The 23308-nt window shown below is 63.8% G+C and carries 1 protein-coding gene (running past both ends of the window); it reads right to left on the minus strand.

Every position in this 23308-nt window falls within one protein-coding gene, locus ACQPYR_RS12705, for an MFS transporter, read on the minus strand. The gene is 56199 nt long; 14761 of those nucleotides lie to the left of the window and 18130 to its right, leaving coding positions 18131-41438 in view (codon 6044, partial, through codon 13813, partial); the first complete codon in reading order (the gene reads right to left) occupies nt 23304-23306. Both codon boundaries (start and stop) fall beyond the window edges.

Raw genomic sequence — 23308 nt, forward strand, 5'->3', positions numbered from 1 at the left:
GCCAGTGCGCGCCGTTGATTCCGCAGGTTGGCCTCCGCCGCGGCGGCGCGAACCGACGCGTGATAGAGGATCGCTTCCGGCATTGTCGTGGCGGCCGGATCGTGCTCCATCGCCGCGAACGATCCAGCCTTGGCGTTGGCGATATCGAACTCGCCGCTCTTATCCTTGCCGTAGGCCCGGAACTGGCCGTCCCGCCATGCTCGGAAACCTTCGATCGGGGAATAGTCGTTGGTCGTGACTCGATAGTGGTCGTTCAATGCCGCGCTTGCGTGGCTGTTATCGCGTATTCGGCCGGCATTCTCGACAATATAGCCGAATTCGCGCAGGATCAGTCCGCGTTCCGGTTGATCGACTGAACCGACTGCTTTCCCGGCCCGCACCATATGTCCCCAGGTGGTTTTGAACAAGGTGGGGTTGCTGATGATCGATTCGCTCAGCGTAATCGATCGTGTATAAGGTGAATATCCTTCGTCGCTCCCGGCGATATTGTCGCTTGCCGCGAATATTCTGTTGGTAGATCCGAATCCGATCTGATGCAATTCGAGGTGGGGGTACTTGATCAACATCGCGTGCACCGCCCGCGCGAACTCCCTGGCCGACTCGACACCGAATTCCGGGTTGTCGAACCCGAGGACCCGGAGCCCATACATGCGCGTCAATGCCGCACCGACCTCAGCGGCAGTGGCACAGTCCGCGAACGGGTCGGATACCTGCGTGTCCAGGCCCAGGGATATCGGCCGGTCCACCGTGACGAGGCCGATTGCCGCGCGCACCACTTCCCGATCCAGTTCCCGCTGCTCTTCGGAGAAGCCGGGATCTTCATACGGAAGCCGCTGTTCGTCGGCGGCGGTACGCCAGTTTCGCTGGACCCAACCGTCGTGCACCTTGCCGCTGGCTCGCTCGAGGAATTCGGTACCGGCGATATCGACTCCGGACCGCACCGCATCGAGCACCAGAGAAAGCGCCACCTCGGCCGACTGCAGACCGTCCCACTGCACTTCCCGAGGCAGATCGAAGAAGTCGGTGCCGAGGAACTGCTCCGGGACAAGCAGCGCCTCGCGCAGCCGCGATGCCACCATGACGACACTCGATCGCGGGACGGCGGTATGCCACAGCGTGATCAGGTCGGGGTGTGTGCCATCGGTTGCTGGTTCTGTTGTGCTGGTAGGCGTTTCGTCAGAGCGAACCTCGGGGGCATCGACAGTGGGCGGCTCGGGGTCGGCCGTCTCGCGTTCGGTCGCCGCGGTGGCGCGCGGCGTAGGACGGGTGTCGTCCGGTTCCTGGTTTGTCGATCCGCTCGATCCGACTACGGCCATGCCTGGGGCTGGTTCGCTGACATGCGGTGCGCCGCGCCGGAATCCGGTGTAGTAGCCGTCGGTTCGGATGAAATACGCTTCGATCGTCGGCTGGCCGTCGGTTCCGCCGTCGGCCGGGCTCAGTCGATCGCTGATTGCCGGCATGTCGGCCGTGACATCTCGGCCGTACTGGCCATTGAGATAGCGGATCGTGCCGTGGTCGTTGACCACGTTCACCGCATGTCCCGTTGGCAGCCGGTTTTCATCGAGTAGCGAATGGTCGTAGTAGACGACGATGCCGCGAGCCAGATGGTCGCCGTCGAGCAATTCCTCCTCGACGTCGGTCAAGCTGCGGACGGGCTGGAATGTGTTTCGGTAGTGCGCCTCGACAAAGGGCAGGTGATAGCGACCGTCGGCGTCGTGGTCACCGGTTCGGCCCGTTTCCGACGGCGCCGCAACCATATTCGTGCGGCCGTCGATCCGGAGGTCGGTGACGATCGCGCACTCCGCGCAGTTGTTTTCGCCGCCCAACGGGTTGACATCGCGAATCAATTCTTGCAGCGCACCGGTTTCGGTGGTCGCATCGACCGCGGTCTGCTGTTGCTTCGATTGTGACGCGGCGGGCGCTGCGCTCGGCTGCTCGGTGCCGGCCTGCGCCGTTGCTGCGGAAGGGGGCGTATCACTGGAGCGCGGGGTCCAGGCGACAGCGAGGGCGACACCGTCGCGGGCGGCGACTCTGCCTTGGAATGTTTCCGGAAGTTCGAACACGGTCACCAGGTCGGGGGACAGGTGTGCCACGAAGTCGCCGGTGTCCAAATCGATGCGGACGTTGTAATCGCGGAAGAAGATTCCACTGATATCGAAATACCGGTAGACGGTCTGGTCGACAGCCCGCTTGGCCGCCTGCAGCAGCGATATCAGGTTTACGCCGTTGTGTGACAGTTGCACCATGCCCGCCTGGTCGGTGGGTGCATCGTCACTGTTGGCGCGTACCCACGCCCACTCCTCCGGATCGAGCGCCCCGGCGTAATGCTCTTCGACGAATTCCGCCGGGTTCTCCCGGGGCATTACGTACTGATGGTGACCATGGGTGGCGATAGTGATTGTCTCGTATTCGCTTTCGAGCGCGACGACCGCCGCCGCATACATCACCACGGAATCTTCGATGATCGGGCGCCCGGTCGCATACTGCACGACGGTGGCGACCAGCGCGCCTTCTGGCGCGGGGGAATATTCATAGACGAAGCCGTGCTCGGTCTGCCGCCTGCTGGTGGGCCTGGCGAAACCGGCCGCGTGCAGTGCATCGCCGGCGCACGCCAATTCCGGATCGTCCCTGCCGAATATGCGGACACGTTGTTCCCCGAGAATTTCGGCTCCGGTTACGCCAGGGGGTAGTAGCCCCTGAACGAGAGATTCGTGTAATTCCAGCCATGTGCTCTTGGCATCGGCCAATCGCACGACGCCGGTACGGGCGGCCGTGCCTCCAACCGAAATACCTTGGGTCACAGGCGTTTCAGGTGCGTTGTCGATAACTTCGAGCAGCAGCGTCCGGTGTCCATGGGTGGTCGTTCCGACTATTTGCGCGGTGAGGAGAACCTCGCCGGTGCTGTTGTCGAGCGAATGCCGGACCCGCTCGATGGCGGCCGACTCCATATCCGCGATCTGCTCGGGACTGAGCCACTGCTTGACCTGCTGCAGCCACTCGACCAGGGCGGCACCGGCTCCGAGGCTGGCCATCAAACGCTCGGCGTCGCTGAGCCGGACACCATCGACACCGCGCGGGCCCACCGACAGCTCCAGCTCGGGGCCGCGCTCTCGGCGGCCCGGCAGCACCGCCATGGCCTGGTCATCCGGGCCCGGTTCGAACAACAGGTCCGGCCAGGTCGTGTCGTCCGGACCGACACGTAGATTCCAGAACTGATCGGTGCCGTCGCCAGGCAGTCGCTGTTGGAGTCCGACACGGCTCACCAGGCTGTCCGGGTCGAACGTGATCAACCAGACCCGATGCTGGGCCGCCATGTCTTCGGGCCGCTGTCGCGTGGTAGCCAGGCCCACCAACAGATTCGTGACATACCGCAGCTGTTGTTGTTCGGTATAGGTGAGGTCTTCTCGCGGTCGCGAAGACAGTGAATGCACAAGCAGTTTCAGCCGCTGTTCGTTGGCGGCGGCGAGCGTTTCGGGTTCATGCGCCATATCCATGGCGAGCACAGCGGACGGATTCGTTTTGATGAGCGCCGTCCGCTCATCCGCGATCAGCTCGTCCTCCCACCACGTCTCGTGGTCGGTGGCCTGGTCCGGATCGGTGAGCCAGGCGACCGTGGCGTCCGGTCCGAGCTTTTCCAGCGCTTGCCGCACCAACTCCTCATCGGCTGGTGTCGGCAAGTCCAATGCGCTGACCAGCGGAGTGTCTGTCGTCGTACGGGGTGGTTCGCCGCCACTAGGGGGCGTCGCAGCCTGCGTTTGCGGGCCGGGTGCGCCGTGGTTGTCCGGCGCCGTGTCTTCGACAGTCGGCTGGGTCTCGCTCTGGGCGGCGCTGTGCTCTCCAGCTTCGCGCGTGTCTGTAGCGGAGGAAATGAATCCTCTGCGTAGCGCCTCAGCGGTCGTCGCGGCTCGGCCATCGGTGCGGAATTCCTGCGCTGCGTGCCGCATGGTTGTCCCTACGAAACCGAGTGAAACGCCTAGGTGTGCTGCGATGTCCCGGTAGTGCCAATCCTGTGCGACCAGGCCGAGCACCGCGATCTCCTGCTCGGTAAACGTATCGCGGGCGTTCGCCTGATCGGCGGACTCCTCTGTGGTGGAAGGTGTTCCGGCCGCATCGTCGCGCGTGTCTGCCGGGTCCGGCGGGGTGGCCTCAGCGAGTAGCGCGGCGACGCGCGCCCACAATGCGGTTCGGGCAGCCGCGGTAGGAGATGAGCTGCTGTCGATGTCCGCGGTCTGGAAGGGGTGCGTCGCGTCCAGCAAGGCTGCTCGGTCGGGGGCACCGAGCTTGGCCACCAGGTTGTCGAGGTCGTTGCGTACGGTGTTGTCCGATACGCCAATTGCCCTCCCGATTGCCTTGAACGACAGCCCCTGTGCGGCCAGCCGGAGTACTTCTCGCTCGCGGTCGGTCGGCTCGGTCCGGGGTACGTTCGCAGTCCGTGTTTTCGCGGCATTGTGTTCGTCCATCTTGGTTCGGAAGTGCCGCAACGTGTCCGGGGGGACCGTCGTCGAATCGTTGTCGGTCGTGCCCGAAACGGCCCCGGCCACGACACGAAGCATGTCCAGCTGGCTGGGGGACAGCTCGATGAGATTCGTCGGCGCCTCGGTCGAGGCGGGATCGCCGACCGGCGGTGTTACCGCAACCGCGTCGCTGGTCCCGAACTTATCGGCCAGCTGCGCAAGTAACCGGTCGACTTGGCTCGGCGACATGCCCAGCACCGCCCCGATCGTCCCGCGCGACTGTCCCTGCGCGACCAAGCGGACGACGTGCGCTTCGCCGACGCGTTGGTCGAACAACCGCATGGCCGCCAGGATTTCGGTGTCCGATCTGCCCTCGGCGGTCAGTCGCAGTACCTCGGCCTCGCGCTCCGAGGGTGTGGGCGGTGCTGTTTCACCAACGGACGCGGGCTGTGTTTCCGTTGTGGTCGAGCCACTTTCGTCACCGGTGGGCGGCGCGGGGGCCGCTGTGGGTGTTCGGGATAGTGGGCCAGGTTCGTCGCCCTGGCTTTTGCCACCGCCGTCGACATCGGGTGCCGCCAGGTCTGCTGCCACCGATGTATTGGTCGATGTATCTGGCGGCGTGCGGGGTGGTTGTCCACCACCAGGGGGTGCTGGTTGCGGGCGGGGTGTATCGGGACTGAGCTCGCTGGTCTGGGTCTCCTGTGAGTATTCGAGCAGTTTCATCCGTCGCTGATCGGCGGCGGCCACGGTCTCCGGCGAATGCGTCATATCCATCGCGAGAACTTCCGATGGGTACGCCCGGATCACCGCTGCTCGCTCGGCCGGGCTCAGCGACAACGTCCACCACGACTCGATATCGGTTCCGAGCGGGCGCATATCGGGGTTGGTCAGCCATTCGAGTGTGGCCTGCGGGTCGAGCTTCAGCAGGGCATGTGCCCACAGGAGGCCTTGGTCGGCGAGGAAGGACTCGATATCGGGGTTCAGTCCGATCAATCGGCGCAATGACTCGGCCAGATTTGTTTCTTCCGTAGCAAAGACATTGTCGATGATAAAGTTTCCGGCCTTCGGCGTAAGTCCATTCTGTTCTTCGAGGATCGGATCAATATGTTGCGCGAAGACCATCAGGGCGAGCATATCGCTCAGCAGATACGACCAGAATTGCCCGAAGTATGTACCGAAACCGCCCATGTGAGCGAATATGTGACGGAACCACTGGGACGGGTAGAGCTTCCCGAACTCGCGGAACGGTCCGAACTCCGCCAACGCGGCCTCTTCGAAAGCGCTTACCACCTCCGAAGGATCCTCGCCGTAGTGTGAGGAGGGCACCTCCTGGGACGGCAGGGAGCTCCACGCCAGGTCGACGATGGCACCCGCCATCCGGAAAACTGTGGCAACGCCGCGGTAGGCCGTCGTCCATTCTTCGAGCTTTTCGATCATCTCCGGTGGAATCGGCTCGCCGGTTTCATGATGCACGGCGAATTCTGCTATCACATCCGGATGCTTCCGGAAGCGCTGGAATACCTTGGCGACAAATTCGAGCCAAGCGAAAACCAGGTGACGGTTGGCTGGATCGTAAGGGCCCTCACTGAGCATGAAATGGAATGCATGCCCGAACTCGTGGAATAGTGCGTCCGCCTCGAACTGGCTCAGCAGTACCGGCCCACCGTCGAGCGGCGTGTCGATGTTCAGGTGAACGCCCATCAGCGGGGTCTGGCCGGTCGGTGTGAACTTGAGCCGGACCGGGTCTGTCCATTCTCCGCCGTTCTTACCCTCGCGCGAATAGGGATCGAAGTAAATGTGCCCGAGCCACTGCCCCTGCTGGTGGATCACCGCGAATACGCGCACGTCCTCGTGCCATACCGGAGGTTTGTCAGCTCCGTGCAGCTCGGTAATGACGAGTCTAAATAGTTTTCGAGCCACGAAGAACACGCCATTGTTCAGTACGCGATCCAGTTCGTGGTACTCGCGGATCTTCTCCTCGTCGATCCCGACTCGTGCGCGGAGCAGGGATTGTGTTGCGTACGGCGAATCCCACGGTTGCGTCTCCGCCACTCCGAGTGCCTCGGCGAATTGCCGATGTTCGCTGCGGGCTACCGTCGTCACGGTAGGCGCGATTGCGTGCAGGATTTCTTTTATATTTTCAACGGAATCGAAAATCCCCGAAGATATGATGTATTCCGCATAGTTCTGGTACCCGATCATTTCGACGCGTTCGCCGAATGCCTTGGCCTGATCCAACACGTTCTGCGAGTTGTCGTGCTCTCCGCCGACACATTGTGTCGAGACCTTCTCGTAAACCTGCTGCCGCATCGCACGATCTGTCAGCCACGCCAGGTCGGGGTACCATACGCCGCTGATCGCGGCGGGCTTGGACAGCGAGTAACCGCCCTTCTCCCCTGCGCGCGATCTGGCATTGTCGATTCTGTCGGCGGGCAGTCCGTTCAACTTGTCGACATCGGTCACGTGGATCTCGAAGGCGTCGACTGCGTTGATCTGATTCGCCTTGTATTCGGCCTGAAGTCCGGACACCTCGGAATCTATTTCGAGGATTCTCGGCTTTTCCCACGCCTCGAGATATGCTCCGGCGTATTTGAGTCGCTTTTCCATGCGCAACACAAACCATCGCTCACGCGCGCTCAAGTCCAAGTCGTAGACGCTTGCTTGCATTCGGGAAAAGAGGGTGAGCAATGAGTTGCTCGCCAGGACCTTTCTGTCGTGGGCGGTATTCAGTTCAGCGATCTCGGATTCCAGGGATGCGGTCTCAGGATCCCGGTCCACTGCCGCCTTCTGAGAAAAAAGCTGCTTCACCGCGCCGAGTAGCAGGCCCGACTCGGCAAATCTGCGCAGAGTATCCGCGGGTGCTGGACCCGGGTTCGCGACGATATCGTCGATCGCGTCGAGCTGCGCTTGCATCGCAAATTCGAAAACGGGCGGAAAGTGCCGCGCCTCCATGCGGTCGAAGGCCGGATTTCCCGTTGGATTCAGGACCGCCGCGAGCACAGGATTGGTGTCGGGGTCGAGATCGGCCGATCCGGAACCTGGCGCGTCCCCGCCGGAGCCGACGCCGCTATCGGTCCCGGAACCCGACGGGGGCTCCGGCGCGGATTCGGAGGTGGCTGGCTTCGGCCCGCGGTGCAGCTGTTTCGGGTTGTTCCACGGCACACGGTCGCCCGGAACCTGGTCGTTATCGATGTGGCCCAAGCCCTGGTCGAAGAGGTACTTCGGCCGGTTCAAACCCGCGGCGCGGTGGGGTTTGTCCACAAATGGGTTGTGGCCTGGGTGATGGAAGGCCATTTCGTCGGGGGGTGCGTCGTCTGTGGTCGCGCCGCGTGCCTGGACCGGCTCGGCGTCCGGCGCGCTCGCGGGCGCGCTCGCCGAGGCGGCGGGGCTGTCGGGGACGGGCAGTGCGGCACTGGCTGCGGCCGATGGTTGTCGCGGACCGATTATCCGCGGCTCGTCGGATCGGTCGGCGAAGGATGCTGCTTCGGCATGTGCTTCGCTTTCGGTCAGCTCGGCGGGCGCCGCATCAGGCCGTGCGGGCGCGTCTTGTTGCGGGGCAATGGTTTCCGTTGTAGCCACGCCGCGTGCTTCGACCGGCTCGGCTTCGCGTTCGGCGGAGACATGAATCCGGAAGTCCTGCACCGCGTTCGGCGAGACTGTCGTCGAACGGCCATCAGCCGTGTCCGGCAGGGTTCCGACGACGACGCGAAGCCTTTCGAGTTGGTGCGGCGACATGCGGTTCGACGTGCGATCGGCCTCCAGCGGAGCGGGTATCACCTGCACGGGGCCGTTGGCGCCGATCTTCTCTGCCAGTTGGGACAGGAACCGATCGACCCTCCTCGGCGCCATGGCGAGGACGGCACCTACGGTCGCGCGTGACATGCCGTCCGCTACCAAGCGAAGAGTGTGAGCCTCGACTTCGGTCAGCGCGACCGTGCGTACCTCCGGCGTCACGACCGACTCGCCTGCTGACTGATCGGCCCCGCGCGAATCGGTTGGTTCGGATATGCGGGCGGCTGGCTGTACGGTGGTATCGCCGGTCTCGGAACCGATTGGCGCAGAGGGTGATTCGACGTGCATCGCGGATGAATCGGTCGCAGTCGCGGACGGCATGGGCCTCGCGGGCATCGGGGCCGTGGTGCCCGGCTGCGGCGATTGTGTATCCAGTACCCCCATCCGCAGCGCCTTCATCAATAGCGGGGTTCGCTTCTGCACCCCGAATTCCTCGGCCATGCGCTCTCGGCGGCGGATTACTGTTCTGGTGACGATTCCGAGCCGCGCTCCGATTTCTATGTCCGACAAGCCTTCCGCCATCAGACGAAGTATTTCGAGTTCCTCGGCGGACAGCCTGACCATATGCGACGGGATAGGGTTCAGCCTGGTGAGCAATCCTTGGCGCCGTGCCTCCATGACCGTCTGAACCGCGCCGGTGGTCCGGAGCTTCGCGGCGGCGTTGGCCTGGTGATTCTTCACGGTCCGCTCATCCACGTGCAGCCTCGCCGCGATCTCGGTATGCGTCAGGCCCTCCTGAAGCAGGTCGAGCACTTCACCCTCACGATCGGTCAGCACACCGCGATCGGGAGGCGCCGACGGTGCCGTCATCCGCGATTGCGGTGACATCGGGAGCTGCGCATGCACACCGTGTCTTTCGGCGACCGCGAGGACCAACTCCCGGGCAGCAGCCCATACCGCACGAGGCTCGGTTGCCGGATCAGGCGGGGCATCGCTACGCCTCGGGTCGAATCGACTGAGCAGTTGTCGGCGGTCGGCGTTGAGCGCGTGCAGGCGTTGGCGTACCTGCGCAGGATTCGCTCCAGCAAGCACTGCCCACAGTGGGTCGGACGATGCTATCCCGGCGCCACGGACTACGAAGTTCCGGATTCGGCGCCAGAATTCGGAGTCGAGACGGTATCTGTTGAGCAGGTTTCCGGTATTGCGGATGACCCATTCTTCGACGGTGCTTCGTTCGTTGATCTGGTCGAGACGTCTGATTGCGTGGGCGCATGCATCGTCGAAAATTTGCTGGGCCACCCGAGATTCAGGCACCTGCGCCTGAATCACCGGGAATACGTTGCGCGCGAAGCGTTCCCGCAGCACCGCGACCGCCTGCTCCGGATGGCCCTGCGCAACATACTCATCGATCAGCAGCCGAATTCGAGTGTCTGACATTTGGTGGATGTCGGCTTGCGCGGGGCTGTTGTTGGATGGAGTCGGGGTTGTCGGCGCGGCGGCGGGTTGGATACCGCTCCATGGCGTTGGCCTGCTGAAGTTGTGAGGTTCCGGCTCCTGCGGTGCGGCACTCACGGCGGCGGATCGGCGCTTGCTCCACGGTGTTCTTTTCGGAGCCGGACCCGACGATTCCGTTGCGTCGACAGCGGTGACTTCCGCCACCGTGTCGTTGTTGGGCACAGCCGCGGAATCAGTGGGCACATCTGTGCGACCGCCTGGCGTGGCTAGTGGTGCTGGCGCTCCGCGAGTTTCGTGCGGCGATTGGGTGGTCGGAGACGGGGTCCGGGCCTGGGGCGGGGCGGGTTCGGGGGTGCTGTCGTCGGGCTCGTCCTGGGACCCCATCGGGTGGATCGGGTAGTCAGCGAGTGGTTCGCCAGGGATCGCCGCGGGATCGGTATCGGGGTCGAACCGGGGGATGGGCTGAAGGCCGGTGCCGTCGTCGTTCGGGACGAAGGCGACCCCGAAGTAGGACGCACCGGGCTCGTCCGGTGTGCCGCGCTCGTACCGCGTCCAGTGTTCTTCGCGCGGACGGTACTCCAGCGGCTCTTCGCGGGGATCGTAGCCGACCAGTTCGCGTTCCCAGACATAGCCGTTCTCATCGGTCTTCGTCAGATACATGTGTGCGCCGAGGCCGCCGGGACGGTCGAATACGACCGCGACCCGCGCTCCGGGACCAAGGCCACGATGCAAGTCCGCGACCTTGTCGCGCGCGGTGCCGTACCGGTCGGCGACGAAACCACCTGGCACCCACCCCGCGCTCGTCGCCCAGCTGAACTCCTCCGCGTACATTTCCCCCGGCGGGCCTTGATCCGGCCGCCGACGGACCGGCAGGCCCTCACGTTCGAGCACATCTCTCACGCTGGGCGCGCAGTCCTTGGCGTTCGCGCCTTCCAAGAGCCATGCCACCGCGAAGTCGTCCCAGGAAACCGGTGGCCCGTCCGGGCTTCGGAATCCGACCGACCCGTCGCCGCGCGTCGTCGAATCGGTTTGCGGCGCAGGGGTTTCCAGCAGGAGGCCAGCCAGCTCGGGATTCTGCTTCGCACGCAGTACCAACTCGTCGGCACCCTCGTGCCCGGAGACGAGATGGAAGCCGGCTAGCGGCGTCCGCCCACCCGGCCGGGTGGCGTAATAGTCGCGAATTCGCTTGCGTGCTACGAGATCTTCGGTCAGCGCCGGCAGGGCCTGATCCACACCGGCGCCACCTGTGATGCGCAGCACCCAGGCGACTCGTTTTCCGGGATTGTCGCGTGCGGCCGCCGCGATATCCTGCGCCGACTGCGCGACCGCGGCGATCACGGACGCCGCGGTGAGGTTCTGATCGAAGACTCGAATATGCACTTCGTCGGCGACATCGACATCCCCGATGGCTAGTTCGAAATGTGCCGGTATTTCGAAATGTCCTGAGTAGTAGTCCAAGACGTGCACACGCGGGTGTCCGGGTAGATCGGCCGCGAGTTCCGCCGCGGCGGCCATGCCGAGCATCGCCGCTTCCAGCCGCATCCGCTGTCGAAGGAAATCGGCCTGCTCGAATTGCAGCTCGAGCGCCGCCATCGAATCCGCGTCATCGGGCTGTTGCAGTGCCAGCTGCAGGTCGCTGTCCAGCATCTCCCGGGTGATCCCCAACCGGACGATCCGGTCGCGCCAGCGCGCGGGCAAGGCCCGCTTGTCGTCGTGCGGTTGGGGAACAAGTGCCCAGCGCTGCTCCCGATCAAGCGAATCGAAACCCATTGCGGCTGCGGTGATCTCGTCGACTTCGCCGCCCTGGGAAACATCTGAGCGCACCGTGGACAGTTGATACCACGCGCCGTCCGCGATCTGATCCAGTTCCGGATGCTCCGCGGCCCAATCTTTCGGCAGCACCGGCCGCGGCTCTGTACGCGGGGCGACCATATCGTCGGCGAGTGCGCCGAGCTGCTTGTCCAGATTATGAATCTGCTGATCCCAGCGCTGGAACGCGACGCACTCCGGTGCGGTCAGTTCATCGGGCTGTGCCGGGTTGGTCAGCCCGAGAATGACCAAATCGGCCTTGGCGCCGATCACCGCGCGGGCTTGTTCCCGTCGCAGTTCGGCTGCCTGTCGCTGCTGAGCGAGGGCGTCGAGCCGACCGCGCTGGTCTTCCAGGACGCGGGCTTCCTCGGCGGCCTTTGTCCGCGAATGGAATTCGACGAATTGCTTGGCGTTGTGGAGTCGGGGGTCGTCGTCTTGCGTGCCGTTGGTCTCGAGGAAGGTGACTACCCAGCTGACCCACGCGCCCAATACCGCTTGGTCCACACCGAGCTGTTGCGCGAGTTCGGCTGCCGCCTCGTCTCGCTTGCGTCGCACGGCTTCCAAGTCCTGTGCTTGTGCCGCTGTCGAATCGGCATGGCCACGGGCCGCGTCGACCTTGTCGAGCAGCCGAATCTCGGCATCCAACGCATTGACCCGCTCAGCTGCCGCCAGCAACTCGCGGTGGGCCTGGAACGCCTCGAGATATGTGCGCGTTATCTCGTCGGGCGACCGCGGCGGGTCGGCGCGCCTGTCGTCGTCCAGCCGCGGAGCCAGAATCGCTTGCGCCTGAGTGGAATTGGCGCGCAGAGCCCGCAGCACCTCGGAACCCGGTGTCAAGTGTGTCGGATCGATGCTGTACCGCTCGGCAAGGTGGGCGAGGCGAGCGCGAGCCTGCTCCAGCTGTGCCGCGAGGCGTTCGCGGGCGCCGGGCGGGTTCGCTCCGGTGCTGTCACCGATCGAGACGTTTTCGGCGCCTCCGCGTTGCTCCGAATTCGGTCGGTCCGCAGCGGTTTTCGGCGCAATACGGGTGCTGGGGGCCAGCGGGCTGACGCCGGGCGCGCCGCTTTGGAACCCAGTGTAATTACCGTCGGTCCGCAGGAAATTGGCGTTGAACGCGGGCGGGTCGCCCCGACGCCGCTTCCGCCAGCGCAGCGGCAAGCGATACTCTACCGAGCGCATGTAGGTTGTCAGGTCGCGGCCGTACTGTCCGTCGAGGAAGCGAACTGGGAGGCTCTTGCGCGCCGCGAGGACTTTTGCGCCCGGCTCGTCGGGGGTGTCCTGTAAGGGGCCCTTGACTTTGCCGTCCTTGCGCGGGGTTTTCAGGCCGGGCTGATACGGGTAGAGGTTGGTGAGGTTGTCTTCGTCGTCGGCGGTGAGGAAGGCGACGAAGGCTTCTTTGATGTCGGCGTCAGGCTGCTTCCAGTTGTCGAGGGTGCGGACGCGGGGGATGCGGTCGGGGTCGTTGGGGTCGGTGTGGGGGTCTTCGGGGTCTTTGATGTTGGTATCGAAGATGACGATGTTGCCGCCGGGCTTGTTGTCGGTGTTGGTGATGGTCAACGCGTGCATCTTCTTGCCGTCGTCCAAGAGGAGGACAGCGGTGTCTGCTCCGTCCTTCAGGTTTTGGACGTCGACGATGGTCTGGGTGACAGGGTTCTCGGTGGCGGGGTCGAACTCGATTTCGACGAGTTGGGTTCCGATGGCTCTTTGGAGGTGCTCGGGGCTCTTTTGCCACCATCTGGGTTTGATACCGGTATCGAGGCCGAGCGCCCAGGTTGCTCGAGATGTTTGGTTGATGCAGTCCAACAGCTTCCGAGCTTTGAAGAGCCGCTGGAGAGACCAGCCCGCGAGGGTGCCTAACGCCGCCGCGATGCCTGTGGCGGTCGACGGGTGTCCCAATAGCCCGAGTGAGAGGCCGGTGATCCCTCCGCCCACGGCGAGTGCACTTCGGGTCGTTATGTTTTGGAAGGCGGTTGTCCGTCCCCGGATTTCGGACGGAATCGTATTGGCCATGTAGGTGCGCACGGGTATCCCACCCACACCGAGCACGGCCCATGTAGCCGCGAATCCTGCCGAGGCTACCCAGATGTTCGGCGCGTTTGCCTCCACGACGGCGGTCACCGCCAGGCCCATTGTTCTGGCGGTGAGCAGCGTATCGATAGAGAATTTTTCCAACCACTTTCTGGGTATCAGGCTTCCGATCACCCCGCCGAGCGGAGTGATCAGCAGCGCCGCCCCTTGCTGGAAATCGTTGAGGCCGTAGTGGGCAACTAGCCATGTGAAGTCGATCCCTTGCATTCCCAGGTAGAAATTGGTGAGGGCGTTGTTGTTGTTGACACGTCGCCGCAGGGGGTGGTCCTGGATGGCACGCACGCCCTCAGTGATCGACTTGCCCACCTTCTGCTTCTTTGCTGTCGATATTTCCGGCAACCGTGCCAAAGACGCAATGTTCACGATGTTCGTGCCGGTATCTATGAACGGAGCCAACCACGGAACACTCGCCACCCACGGCCCGAACCCCTTTCCCAGAACCCGGGTGGCATTCATTTTGAAATTGTTGAATTGAGTCAGCGCTCCTTGCGCCTTGCCTACCATCTCCTGGAATGCGCGGCCGGCAGCAGCGCTGGATATTACCGTGCCGATCGCTTCGGCCATTGTTGCTACGATAAGTACGGGAACAGCATGTGATGTTCCAGCCGCGAGTACACCCGCTGCTGTCAGTCCTGAAAACGCTGCCAAGCCATTGCCGACCAACACCAGCTTCTTGGCTGAATAGTGGTCGGCCATATGTCCCGCGAGCAGTGCGCCACCGATATATGGCACCTGGACAACCCAGACGACGGCTCCCGCCACTCCCGGTCCGGCTTCTTCCATCAAATACAGGGAGGTCATCGTTTGCATGATCTCGAAGCCCGCCGAGTTGAGGAACTCGGCGCCGAGGCGTATGCCTAGGACGGAGTCGGTGCGAACGAGGTGCAGTAGTGATTCGCTCTTCTTGTCTTTTTCGGTATTTTCTGGTGCTTCTGTTTTGCTGTATTCCTCGGATCCGGTCGGATCGGCACCGGACTTATTCGCCGTGGGAGACGGCGCCTGAGTGTTCGGTGACTCCGGTACCTGCTCGGTCGTGTTGTGCTGCTCGGAATTCGCCGCGGATGCCTGCGGTGGCGTGGTGGCTTGGTACCCGGCCGCAGCAGCGGTGGAACTGCCTGTGCCCGTGGAGTTTTCGTTGTTGGCCGCAGGTGCGGAGTAGTGCTGGGTATCGGGTGCTGACGCTTCGTCCGGGTTTTCGGGGGCGGGTTGTTGGTTGCCGGGGAGGTTGTGGAAGAAGACGAAGGGGTCGGGGTCCTGTTGGCCACCGCGAGTGGGGCGATTACTCAGGGCTTCGAGCTGTGCCATGGCAGCCCGATGTTCCGCGAGGACGTCCTCGGCGATCGCGAACAGTCGTTCCGTGGCGGTCTCGGTTTCCCCCGGTGCTCGTTCAGTGGCGGCACGAGCGTGGACCCTGGTAGCGAGGTTGCGTGCGATCAGTGGGTTACCGAGGGCGGCCATAAGCCGGTGGTACACCCGGCTGTTTTCCGCTGCGGGCGCAGCGGAAGCAGGCGTGGGATCGCCGGAATCCGTTGCGGTGTGCGCTGACTCGGGGTCGGTGGAGTCGGTTTCCGGGTAGTCGCTCAGCAGCTCGTTCGCATCGGCGACGACCGCGGCGGCATCGCGACGCGGCGGCGTGGAGGTCGGCTCGTCCTCGACTCCTTCGGTACCGACGTCCTCGCCGAGGACTTCGGCGATGGTGTCGATCATGGCTACCGGCCCAGCGGTGCCCGTTCCCGGCCCGTTGGAGCCGGAACCGGTCCCGTTACCTCCGCCAGCGCCTCCACCCGCCGGCAACGGCATCGCGGCCCAGGTGACTGTCACCTGTCCCAGCGGCATCGCCCCCGCTCTGCTCGCGCGTCCCGGGCGGACGAGGTTGTGCACTTGCCACCCCCCCGGCTGGTCCGCGCCGTTCGCCGGGTTCCGATTCGCCACTGCGGCACGGAATTCCAAGCCTTGTGGTGTCATGACGATGGCCGCGGTCAACAAGGTGGGCGCGTCCGCGTCCAGCACCAGGTTGTTCACGAGTTCGATGGTCTGGGCCACCGCTTCCTGCGGTGCCTCGGGTGCCAAGGCTTCGTCAGGCACCTTTGCGAACACGCCCCTGATCAAATGGGTGGCCCGACCGAGTGCCTCCACATCTGTACCGGCGGCGAACAAATATTCCGCCTGCGCGTACGTGTCGGTCCCACCGAAGAGCGGGTCGTGCACACCCGTCTCGTCCCCGGCCGCCCAGTGCAGATCGGCCAACCACGGGTTGCCGTAGAAGCTTACGGCCGCAGTGGAATTCGGTTCGGTCGCGGTCCGCTGGAACAGCTCGACCAATGGAAGGTAATGGGCAACTCCCGGGTCTTCTTTCGCTTTGAACGCAAGGACCTTGTTTTCCGGTGTACCGGATACGGACACGTACAACTGCCACCACCGCGCACGGACCGCGCGGCTGTATTCCGAGACTCGTCGCGACACCACTACTTCTGCGGCGGCAAGCTGCTGCGCATCGGTCCAGCCATGGCGCATCATCTCGCGCTCGGCTATCTGCCAGGCATTGGCGGCGACGGTGTCAGCGTCGTCATCGTGGTAGACGTCCAGGCTGGTTTCGGTCGGACCTGCCGGCCGAAGTACCGCGCCCCAGCGGCGCCCAGTGGTCTCCTCGACAAGATTCAGAGTCAACAAGCCGGATGGTGACAGCAGCGCCGTCAATGCCGCGCTGTGGTGGGTCACCCCGCGCGTCAGCGTTTCCACGAGGTTCATGGCCTCGGCGATGTCACGGCCCCCGGCGCGGTCGGAGCTGCGGAGCAGATCGCCAACGGTCCGCCTGGCCCTTCGAACGGATGACCGGTCCGTAGTGATCTCGAGTGCTTCGGAATTCGGATCGGGGTCACCGTTGGTCGGCGCGACCGAATCGCGGGCGAGCATGCTCACCCTGTCGTCGATTCGCCGGAATTCGAGTACAACGCGTCGAAGGTCCGGCCATAGCACCGCTTGCCACGCCGTGGCGCCGAGATCCAGATTTCGCACCAGCTCCGGCGGCATTTCGGGGTCGCCGCGGTGGGTGACGGTGACTCGCAGCCCTCCTTGCCACCGCTCGATATGCACCTCGGCCTCCGATTCGGTGGCGCGAGCGAGCACATCGGCGAGTACCGCACCGACCGTGTCGGCCGCCGCGGTTCGCACCGTATCCGGCCACGTGGGCGGCGCCATCTCGGCGATCGCGGCCCCGGTGCGGTCCGCCGCGTCGGGATCTCCCGTCGGCAGCATCAGGGTCAGCTGCGTCGGCGGAACGTTCGCGCGCAGGACGGCGAGGTCTTGTTCGAGGTTGTCGTCGTCCGGCTGGGTGCCGACCGCCGCGGCACTCCACGGCGGATCTTCGGCCTCGGTCGCCGGCAGGTCGAGGTCGACTGTGGAAAGGCCGAGCGGCACAACCGCAAGGCGCACACCCGGATTGCGCGCCTGGTTGTCGCGATCGGCAAGTGCGGCAACAAGGTTCGCCGCATCCGGGGTGCCGTTACCGAGAACGGCCCAGGCGATGTAGCCGTCTGGGCGGTACTCGACGCCGTGTCGATCGGCATAATCCGGGACCATGCTCAGCCGCGCGGCGCCCGCGCCGCGTACCTGCACTTCGAGGCCGAGCGCCGCACCATCGTTCGCCGCAAGCCCGGTCACCACCAGCGCCCCGAGTGCCTCCGGGTGGTTCAGGACGGTATCCACCAGTTCGTCGACCAATAATGTCGCGGTCTCCAGCTGCTCTTCCGACCAGGCGTTCGCGGGAAGCACTTGTATCATCAGCTCCGCGGTATCCGGTCGCGATCGCTGGCGAAGCGCCTGTGTCGATAGCAGGGTCCGACCGTCGAACACACGGAACTCTATGAGCCGATCGCCGGACTCGCCGGAAAGCTCGATATGGAACCAACCCGTGAGATGCCGATCGTCGGCTGGGCGAGCTTCCAGCAGCATCTGTTCGGCCGTAGCCGCCATCAGCCGCCGTTGATTCGGCGGCGAGGCCACCGTCAACTCGTCGACAACTGCCTGCACCACGGTGGTGACCGGTTGCTCCGGATCGATTGCGATCGCGATCCGCACCACACGTCCCGTCGCATCGGCGGAACGATCGGCGGCCAGCGTCAACCCGTTCTCACGTCGATCGGGATCTTGTCCGTACGCGATCGATAGGGTGTCGGCCCCGTCCTCGGTCTGGACGGTGTGGAGGACGCACCAACCACCCCCGCCCGCGGCGCGAGTGAGCTGGTCGAGTGCTCCCCAGACCAGCTCGGCCACCTCGTAGTCGAGCCACTCCGACAGAATCGGGGCGACCCGAGTCGCCAGATCCACATCCCCGTCCCCGCGCTGCACATCCAGGGTCCGCTCGATCCGGATATCCGCGGCCATCGGCTGCTCGACCATGGCCACATAGCCGGCCACGCGCCGACCCCGGTTGTCTGCCATCGCGACCCGGAGCGCTTGGCCCCCCGGCCGATCTACGACCCGCACCGAGAGCTGCGCGCTGCTGACCATCGGGTCGGTGAAAATGGCGTTGACCACCCGGCCCGCCAGCATCCGTCCTGCCTCTGCTGCCTGTGCCGACCCGTCCACCATCAATTGGTCGACAAGCTCGTTGACCGACTCCTCGAGTTGCTCCTGCACATCGTCGGCACTGTCGCCGGCGTGGTATTCGACGACCGCGGTTTCCGGCGATGTCCGAACATCGGATACGGGATGTTCGGGCGCGGGCGCCGAATCATCAGGACGTGGATTCGGCTGTGCGCCTTCGGGATTCGCCCGTGCGTCTGGGCCGACCCCCGGGGCGTTGGCGAATCCGAGCCACGGGGCGGCGATGTCGCGCTGCCTCGGGATCGGCGCGCCGGCAACGTCCCGCGCGCGCTGTGCGGGCAGATCGAGTGCCTCCGCCACATCGGGCGGCTGGCTTATCCGGGTGGGATCGGGGTGTGCCGTGGTTTCGCGGCGATCCGACGCGGCATCGCTGCGTGCCGAATTCGGTTCGTCCGCATCGGTTGTCGCGGAGATCGTGTCGGTTGCAGTACCGGGCTGGGGTGCCGGCTGCGAATCGGAATTCCGTGTTACCGACGGAGCGGAGAACGCGACGCCCGATGCGGCCAGCCACGGAGCGATGAGATGGGTGTGCAGGGTATCGAAGGCGGCCGCGAGTGCTGTCGCGTCTGGTCCGTGTGTCAGATCAGAATCCGAAACCTGGGCGGTGGTTTCGGTGACGTCCAGCGTGAACGTTCCGCTTCCACCGTCCAAGAGGTTGATTGTCAATGGGATCGATAGCTGGGCCGAAGTCGACTGCACGGTGCCGACGGTCACCCAGAATCCATTGCCGCTACTGCCGAACACAGTCGCGGCATGTAACCCGTCTCGGTCGAGCAATTCACGGACAGACGGCACGGGCCCGACACCCAAGGGGCGCCACAGCTCGCCTTCCAGGGTGCCGCCCTCGATCTTGATCGACGACGGATCGATCTGGTGCGTAGTCAGCCATTTCCGATATTGCGTAGAGAATTTGAGCTGAACGCCTTCATCCTGCTCGCCTCTCAGGAACGTTCCGCTGAAAGCTGGACTCGACTCCGTCAGCACGCCGTTAGTGATCCGCCAGTAGCCGAAGACGATCGGCCCATCAGCAGGATTCGAATACGTGCTGTACAGCACCGCGTGCGCTGCGAACAGCTGCGACATGATGTCGCGGATCTCGGCGTAGTTGACCGTACGGATATCCTCCGGGTCGGCGCCGATCAGGAAGTATTCCATTCCGTTGGTGGTGTACTTCTTGCCGTCCTGGCCGTAGAACAGCCCACCCCTGACGGTCGGCCGTCGTATCTTGCGCCTCGCCTCGCCCGCGATCGCCTCCGGCTGGTAGAACGATGGGTTATTCGGTGGCCGAACTTCGTATTCGACATGGGGAGGTGGCGTCCAATCCGGCATATCCGTGCTCGCCGGGGGCGGGGTGAGGCCACGCCGTTCGGCCTCGGCGGTGGCGAGTGCGGTGAGATGGTCGTGTACTACCAGCTCACCCTCGGTCGGCGTCAGGGTGGCGACCTCGGCGGCCACCATCGACTCCGCCTCGGCCTCCGCCGAATCGAGAGCCCCGTCCGCTCGGCGGATGCCGTACGAGCTGAATTGCCGCGCCATCCATGCCCTGAGCCTGCCGATGTCCTTCGAGCCGTAGGTCGTTTCGAAGTAGCGCTGCACCACGGAGTACGTATCCGACCCGTTGCTCGACACCAGCCTGCGCAGCCGATGCGTCAATTCGTGGATGGCAAGGCACAAGTACGCGCGATCGGGGTCATAGCGCAGCCGTCCGGCAGCCGCTTGCCTTATTGCGTCGGCGCGCATTCGCGTCGGCGCGGTAAGCCACAATTCGTTGAATTCGATACCGTCGAGGGACTCGAAGGCGTATGAGTCGATATTCCCGGGAGCGCTCTTGAACTCCCACAATTCGGTGAGCACCAGGAACTCGGTGCGCATGTGGTGTACGGCTTCGGCGATTTGACCGACGGTATCCAAGGTGATGCCCGGATTGTCGAAATCGATCATGCGGAAACCATGGTCGGCACGCATTTCCGTGATCTTGGCCAGTTTGGCCCGCTGCTCCGCCGGTGTCACCGGACGGTATTCCGCGGCCAGTTCCCGCTGTCGGCGGTAGTGCGCGGCTTTCTTCATGGCGCTGCTGGTCAACAGGTCGTGCAGGATCTGTTCTCCGGTCGAGGCGCTGGTTGGGTCGTGCTCCACAGCCGCGAACGCTCCGCCCAATGCCGGAGCCGGGGCGAATCGCCCATCGCGATCCTTTCCATAGGTGCGGAACTCGCCTTTCCGCCAGGCGTACATCGCATCCGGAGACCAGCGCGTCGGCCCCTCGTGACTGCGCTCATGATGCTCAGCGAGCTTCGTCGCGGCGTAATAGGCCGCATTCCCCCCACCTGTGTTATTCAGTGAGTAACCGAACACACCCAGGACCAAGCCATAGATCGCCTGATCGAGAGGACCCACGGCTCGCCCGGCCTGCACCATCCCGGTCCATGTCGGAGCCCAGAACTCCGGGTCGGTGGCGAAGGCATCGGCCAATGTAATCGACCGCGTGAACGGGTACCTGGTATCGGACCCTTCGACCTGGTCGGCCGCGATGAACGGTCGGTCACCCGAGACAGGTCCGATCCCTATCTGGTGTAGTTGGACGTACGGATACTTCGTCAACAGCACGTGAATCGCCCTGGCGAACTCACGAACGACTTCCACCGATACGCCGGGCAAGTCGAACCCGAACATGCGGACCGCATGTCTGCGCCACATCTCCGCGGCGACCTCCGCGCCAGTCGCACAGGACGCGAACGGATCCGGTACGGAACGATCGATGGCACTTGCCGACACCACGAAATCGCGGACCGCGCGCGCGAGATTGCGATGCTGTTCGCGCAGCACCTCGGAGTAGCCGGGATCGTCATACGGCAACCGCTGCTCCGGAGTGGCGGTACGCCAATGTCGTTGCAGCCGCCCGTTGTGGATCCTGCTGCTGAGGTGCTCGACGAATTCGTCACTCGAGATATCGCTGCCCGAACTCAACGCGTCGAGGACGACCGGCAGTGCGAGCTCGGCCAAGCGTAGGTACTCCGACATTACGTCTTCCGGCAGCGCGTGGAAGTCCTTGGTGCTCAAGGGGACTCGATCGCCAGTGGCATGGGCGGCCTGCGATGCCCGATCGGGGGTGGTATCGAGGACGGTGTCGTATCCAGCGGTTTCACTCGGCTGCTCGGCAGCTCGAGCGCTGTACAGCTGAGCCGCCAGCCCGACGACGAGCGAACGTGGGGAATGCGCGGACACGTCGGTCTCCGCCTCGGCGGGATCGATCGCACGCGCATCGGACTCGCTTGCCGTCGAACCGCCGGCCGATACATCACGGTGCGAACTTGCCGCTACATCGGAGTAGGTGACGGCGGGGCGGCTGTCGGGGGAAGTGGTCGGTGCCGGCACCGTGGTGTTCTCATGGACCGCCCGCATCAACCGTGCGTATGCCATTTTCTGGGCGTCGGTTGCCAACTTCCCGCGCAACGTGACCGCCGAGTATATCTCGGCATAGAGTTCGCGCAGTGCTTCCTTCTTGTCCTCGCCGATAAGATTGCCGGGTTTCTGGTCTTCGCCGAAGCTGTTGCGGCTGAGCTCTCGCTCGAGCCAATTCGGGAATTCGTCCAGAGTGGTCGACCGACTCATCTGCACGAACAGTTTTACCAGCTCGGCCATGAGTTTCCGGAATTCGGTATCCACATCCAGGCCACTGCGGAAATGCTGCCCGTGACCACCCTCATGGGTTATTACGGTGCGAATCGGATGATCGAGGTCACCGGCGAGATCTCCACTTTCTATGTCGGCCGCCACCGATTTGCGCAGCAGCGGTAGGTTGATGGCGAACCGCTCGGAGAGAAATAGCCCAGTCGCACGCAGTGCGCCGTCGAACGGTTCGCTGGAACTAAAGGCCATACTGGATTCGGCTGTGCGCGCCATAATACCGATTCTGGGGCGATCCCGACCGAATGGTGTGACAAGGAGTCCGGGGTTTTCGGTGAGCAGACTTCGAAATATCTCGAACAACTCGGCGTAAGTTGCATCCTCGACATCCAGCATGTCGACTCCGACGAATTCTACACCGAAGTCGTTCTCCAGGTCGGCCGCGAGCTTCTGTCTGGCCTTGAATGACGATGACTCGGTATCGACCTCTTTCAGCCCATAGCCGTGCAACTTTCGGGCGAAGCCGACAAGGAGTTCGTGCAGAATGCGCATGCCCTCGGTGAGGTCCGGCTGGCTGTTCTCGAAGTCGAGGAACGATCGCCGCAATGCCGCACGAATATTCAGACCTATCTTTGTCTCGTTATCGTCCGTGTAGTAGCAAGCATGCGGAAATTGCTGGTTCAGCCAATCTGTGAATTCTTCGTCGCTCACGTCTCCCAGATGCTCCGACAACGCCCGCATAGCGTACGCCTCCGCGCGCCACCTACCGGCATAGAGCACCGCGTGGGCAAATACCTGTACCAGGGTGTCCCGCACCTCTTCGGTTGTCGCATTCAGGACGTAATCGAAATCCAATGCGATCGACTGCGTGACCAGACGCCCCTGTTCGAGAACCGGAGTGGCGCGTGCGACCGCGCCCTGACCGAGTCGGTCGACGGATAGTCTGCCAAGCGCTACCCCGGAATGCATGCTCAGTAGGTAGTCGAGGTCTTCGGTAATCGCCTCCATTTTTTCGAGGCCGATTGCCTGCGGCAGATCCACATTTACGCCATGTCGACGCCGAAGTTCTCCGAAGAGCTCAGCCGGGAACGGATTTTGGGCGGGCGCGGGCTCTTCTTTCACGGTGTCGCGCCAGCCGATGCCTTGCGCGATCTGCCTCAGCTCTTCGGCGGACAAGTCCGCTGGGAATAATTCCAGCAGCAAGTCCGCGCGGTCCGTCGACCGCTCTTCGAGGGGCTCGGTGGACTGGGGTGGCGGACCGAGCCGGGTGTACTCGAGCAGAAACAGGGTGTTGGCATCGGCAATCGCGAGTACTTGACCGATATCCATTGTGGTACCGGTTTCGCCAGCGATGAGCAGCGTTTGCTCGGTGATGTCATGAGCCAGTTGCTGCTGCTGATCCGGATCGAGCTCGACATCGCCGCGGCCGACTGCTTGCGCTACCGCAGCCGATGCGTGCTCGAATATCTGGTCCGCGAACTGATCACGCAGCGGATCTGACTGAAGCTGCGTTTCGTTCGAATCCTCGCCCGTTTGGTCTT

The sequence above is a fragment of the Nocardia sp. CA-120079 genome, from assembly GCF_050955745.1.
Taxonomy (GTDB): Bacteria; Actinomycetota; Actinomycetes; order Mycobacteriales; family Mycobacteriaceae; genus Nocardia.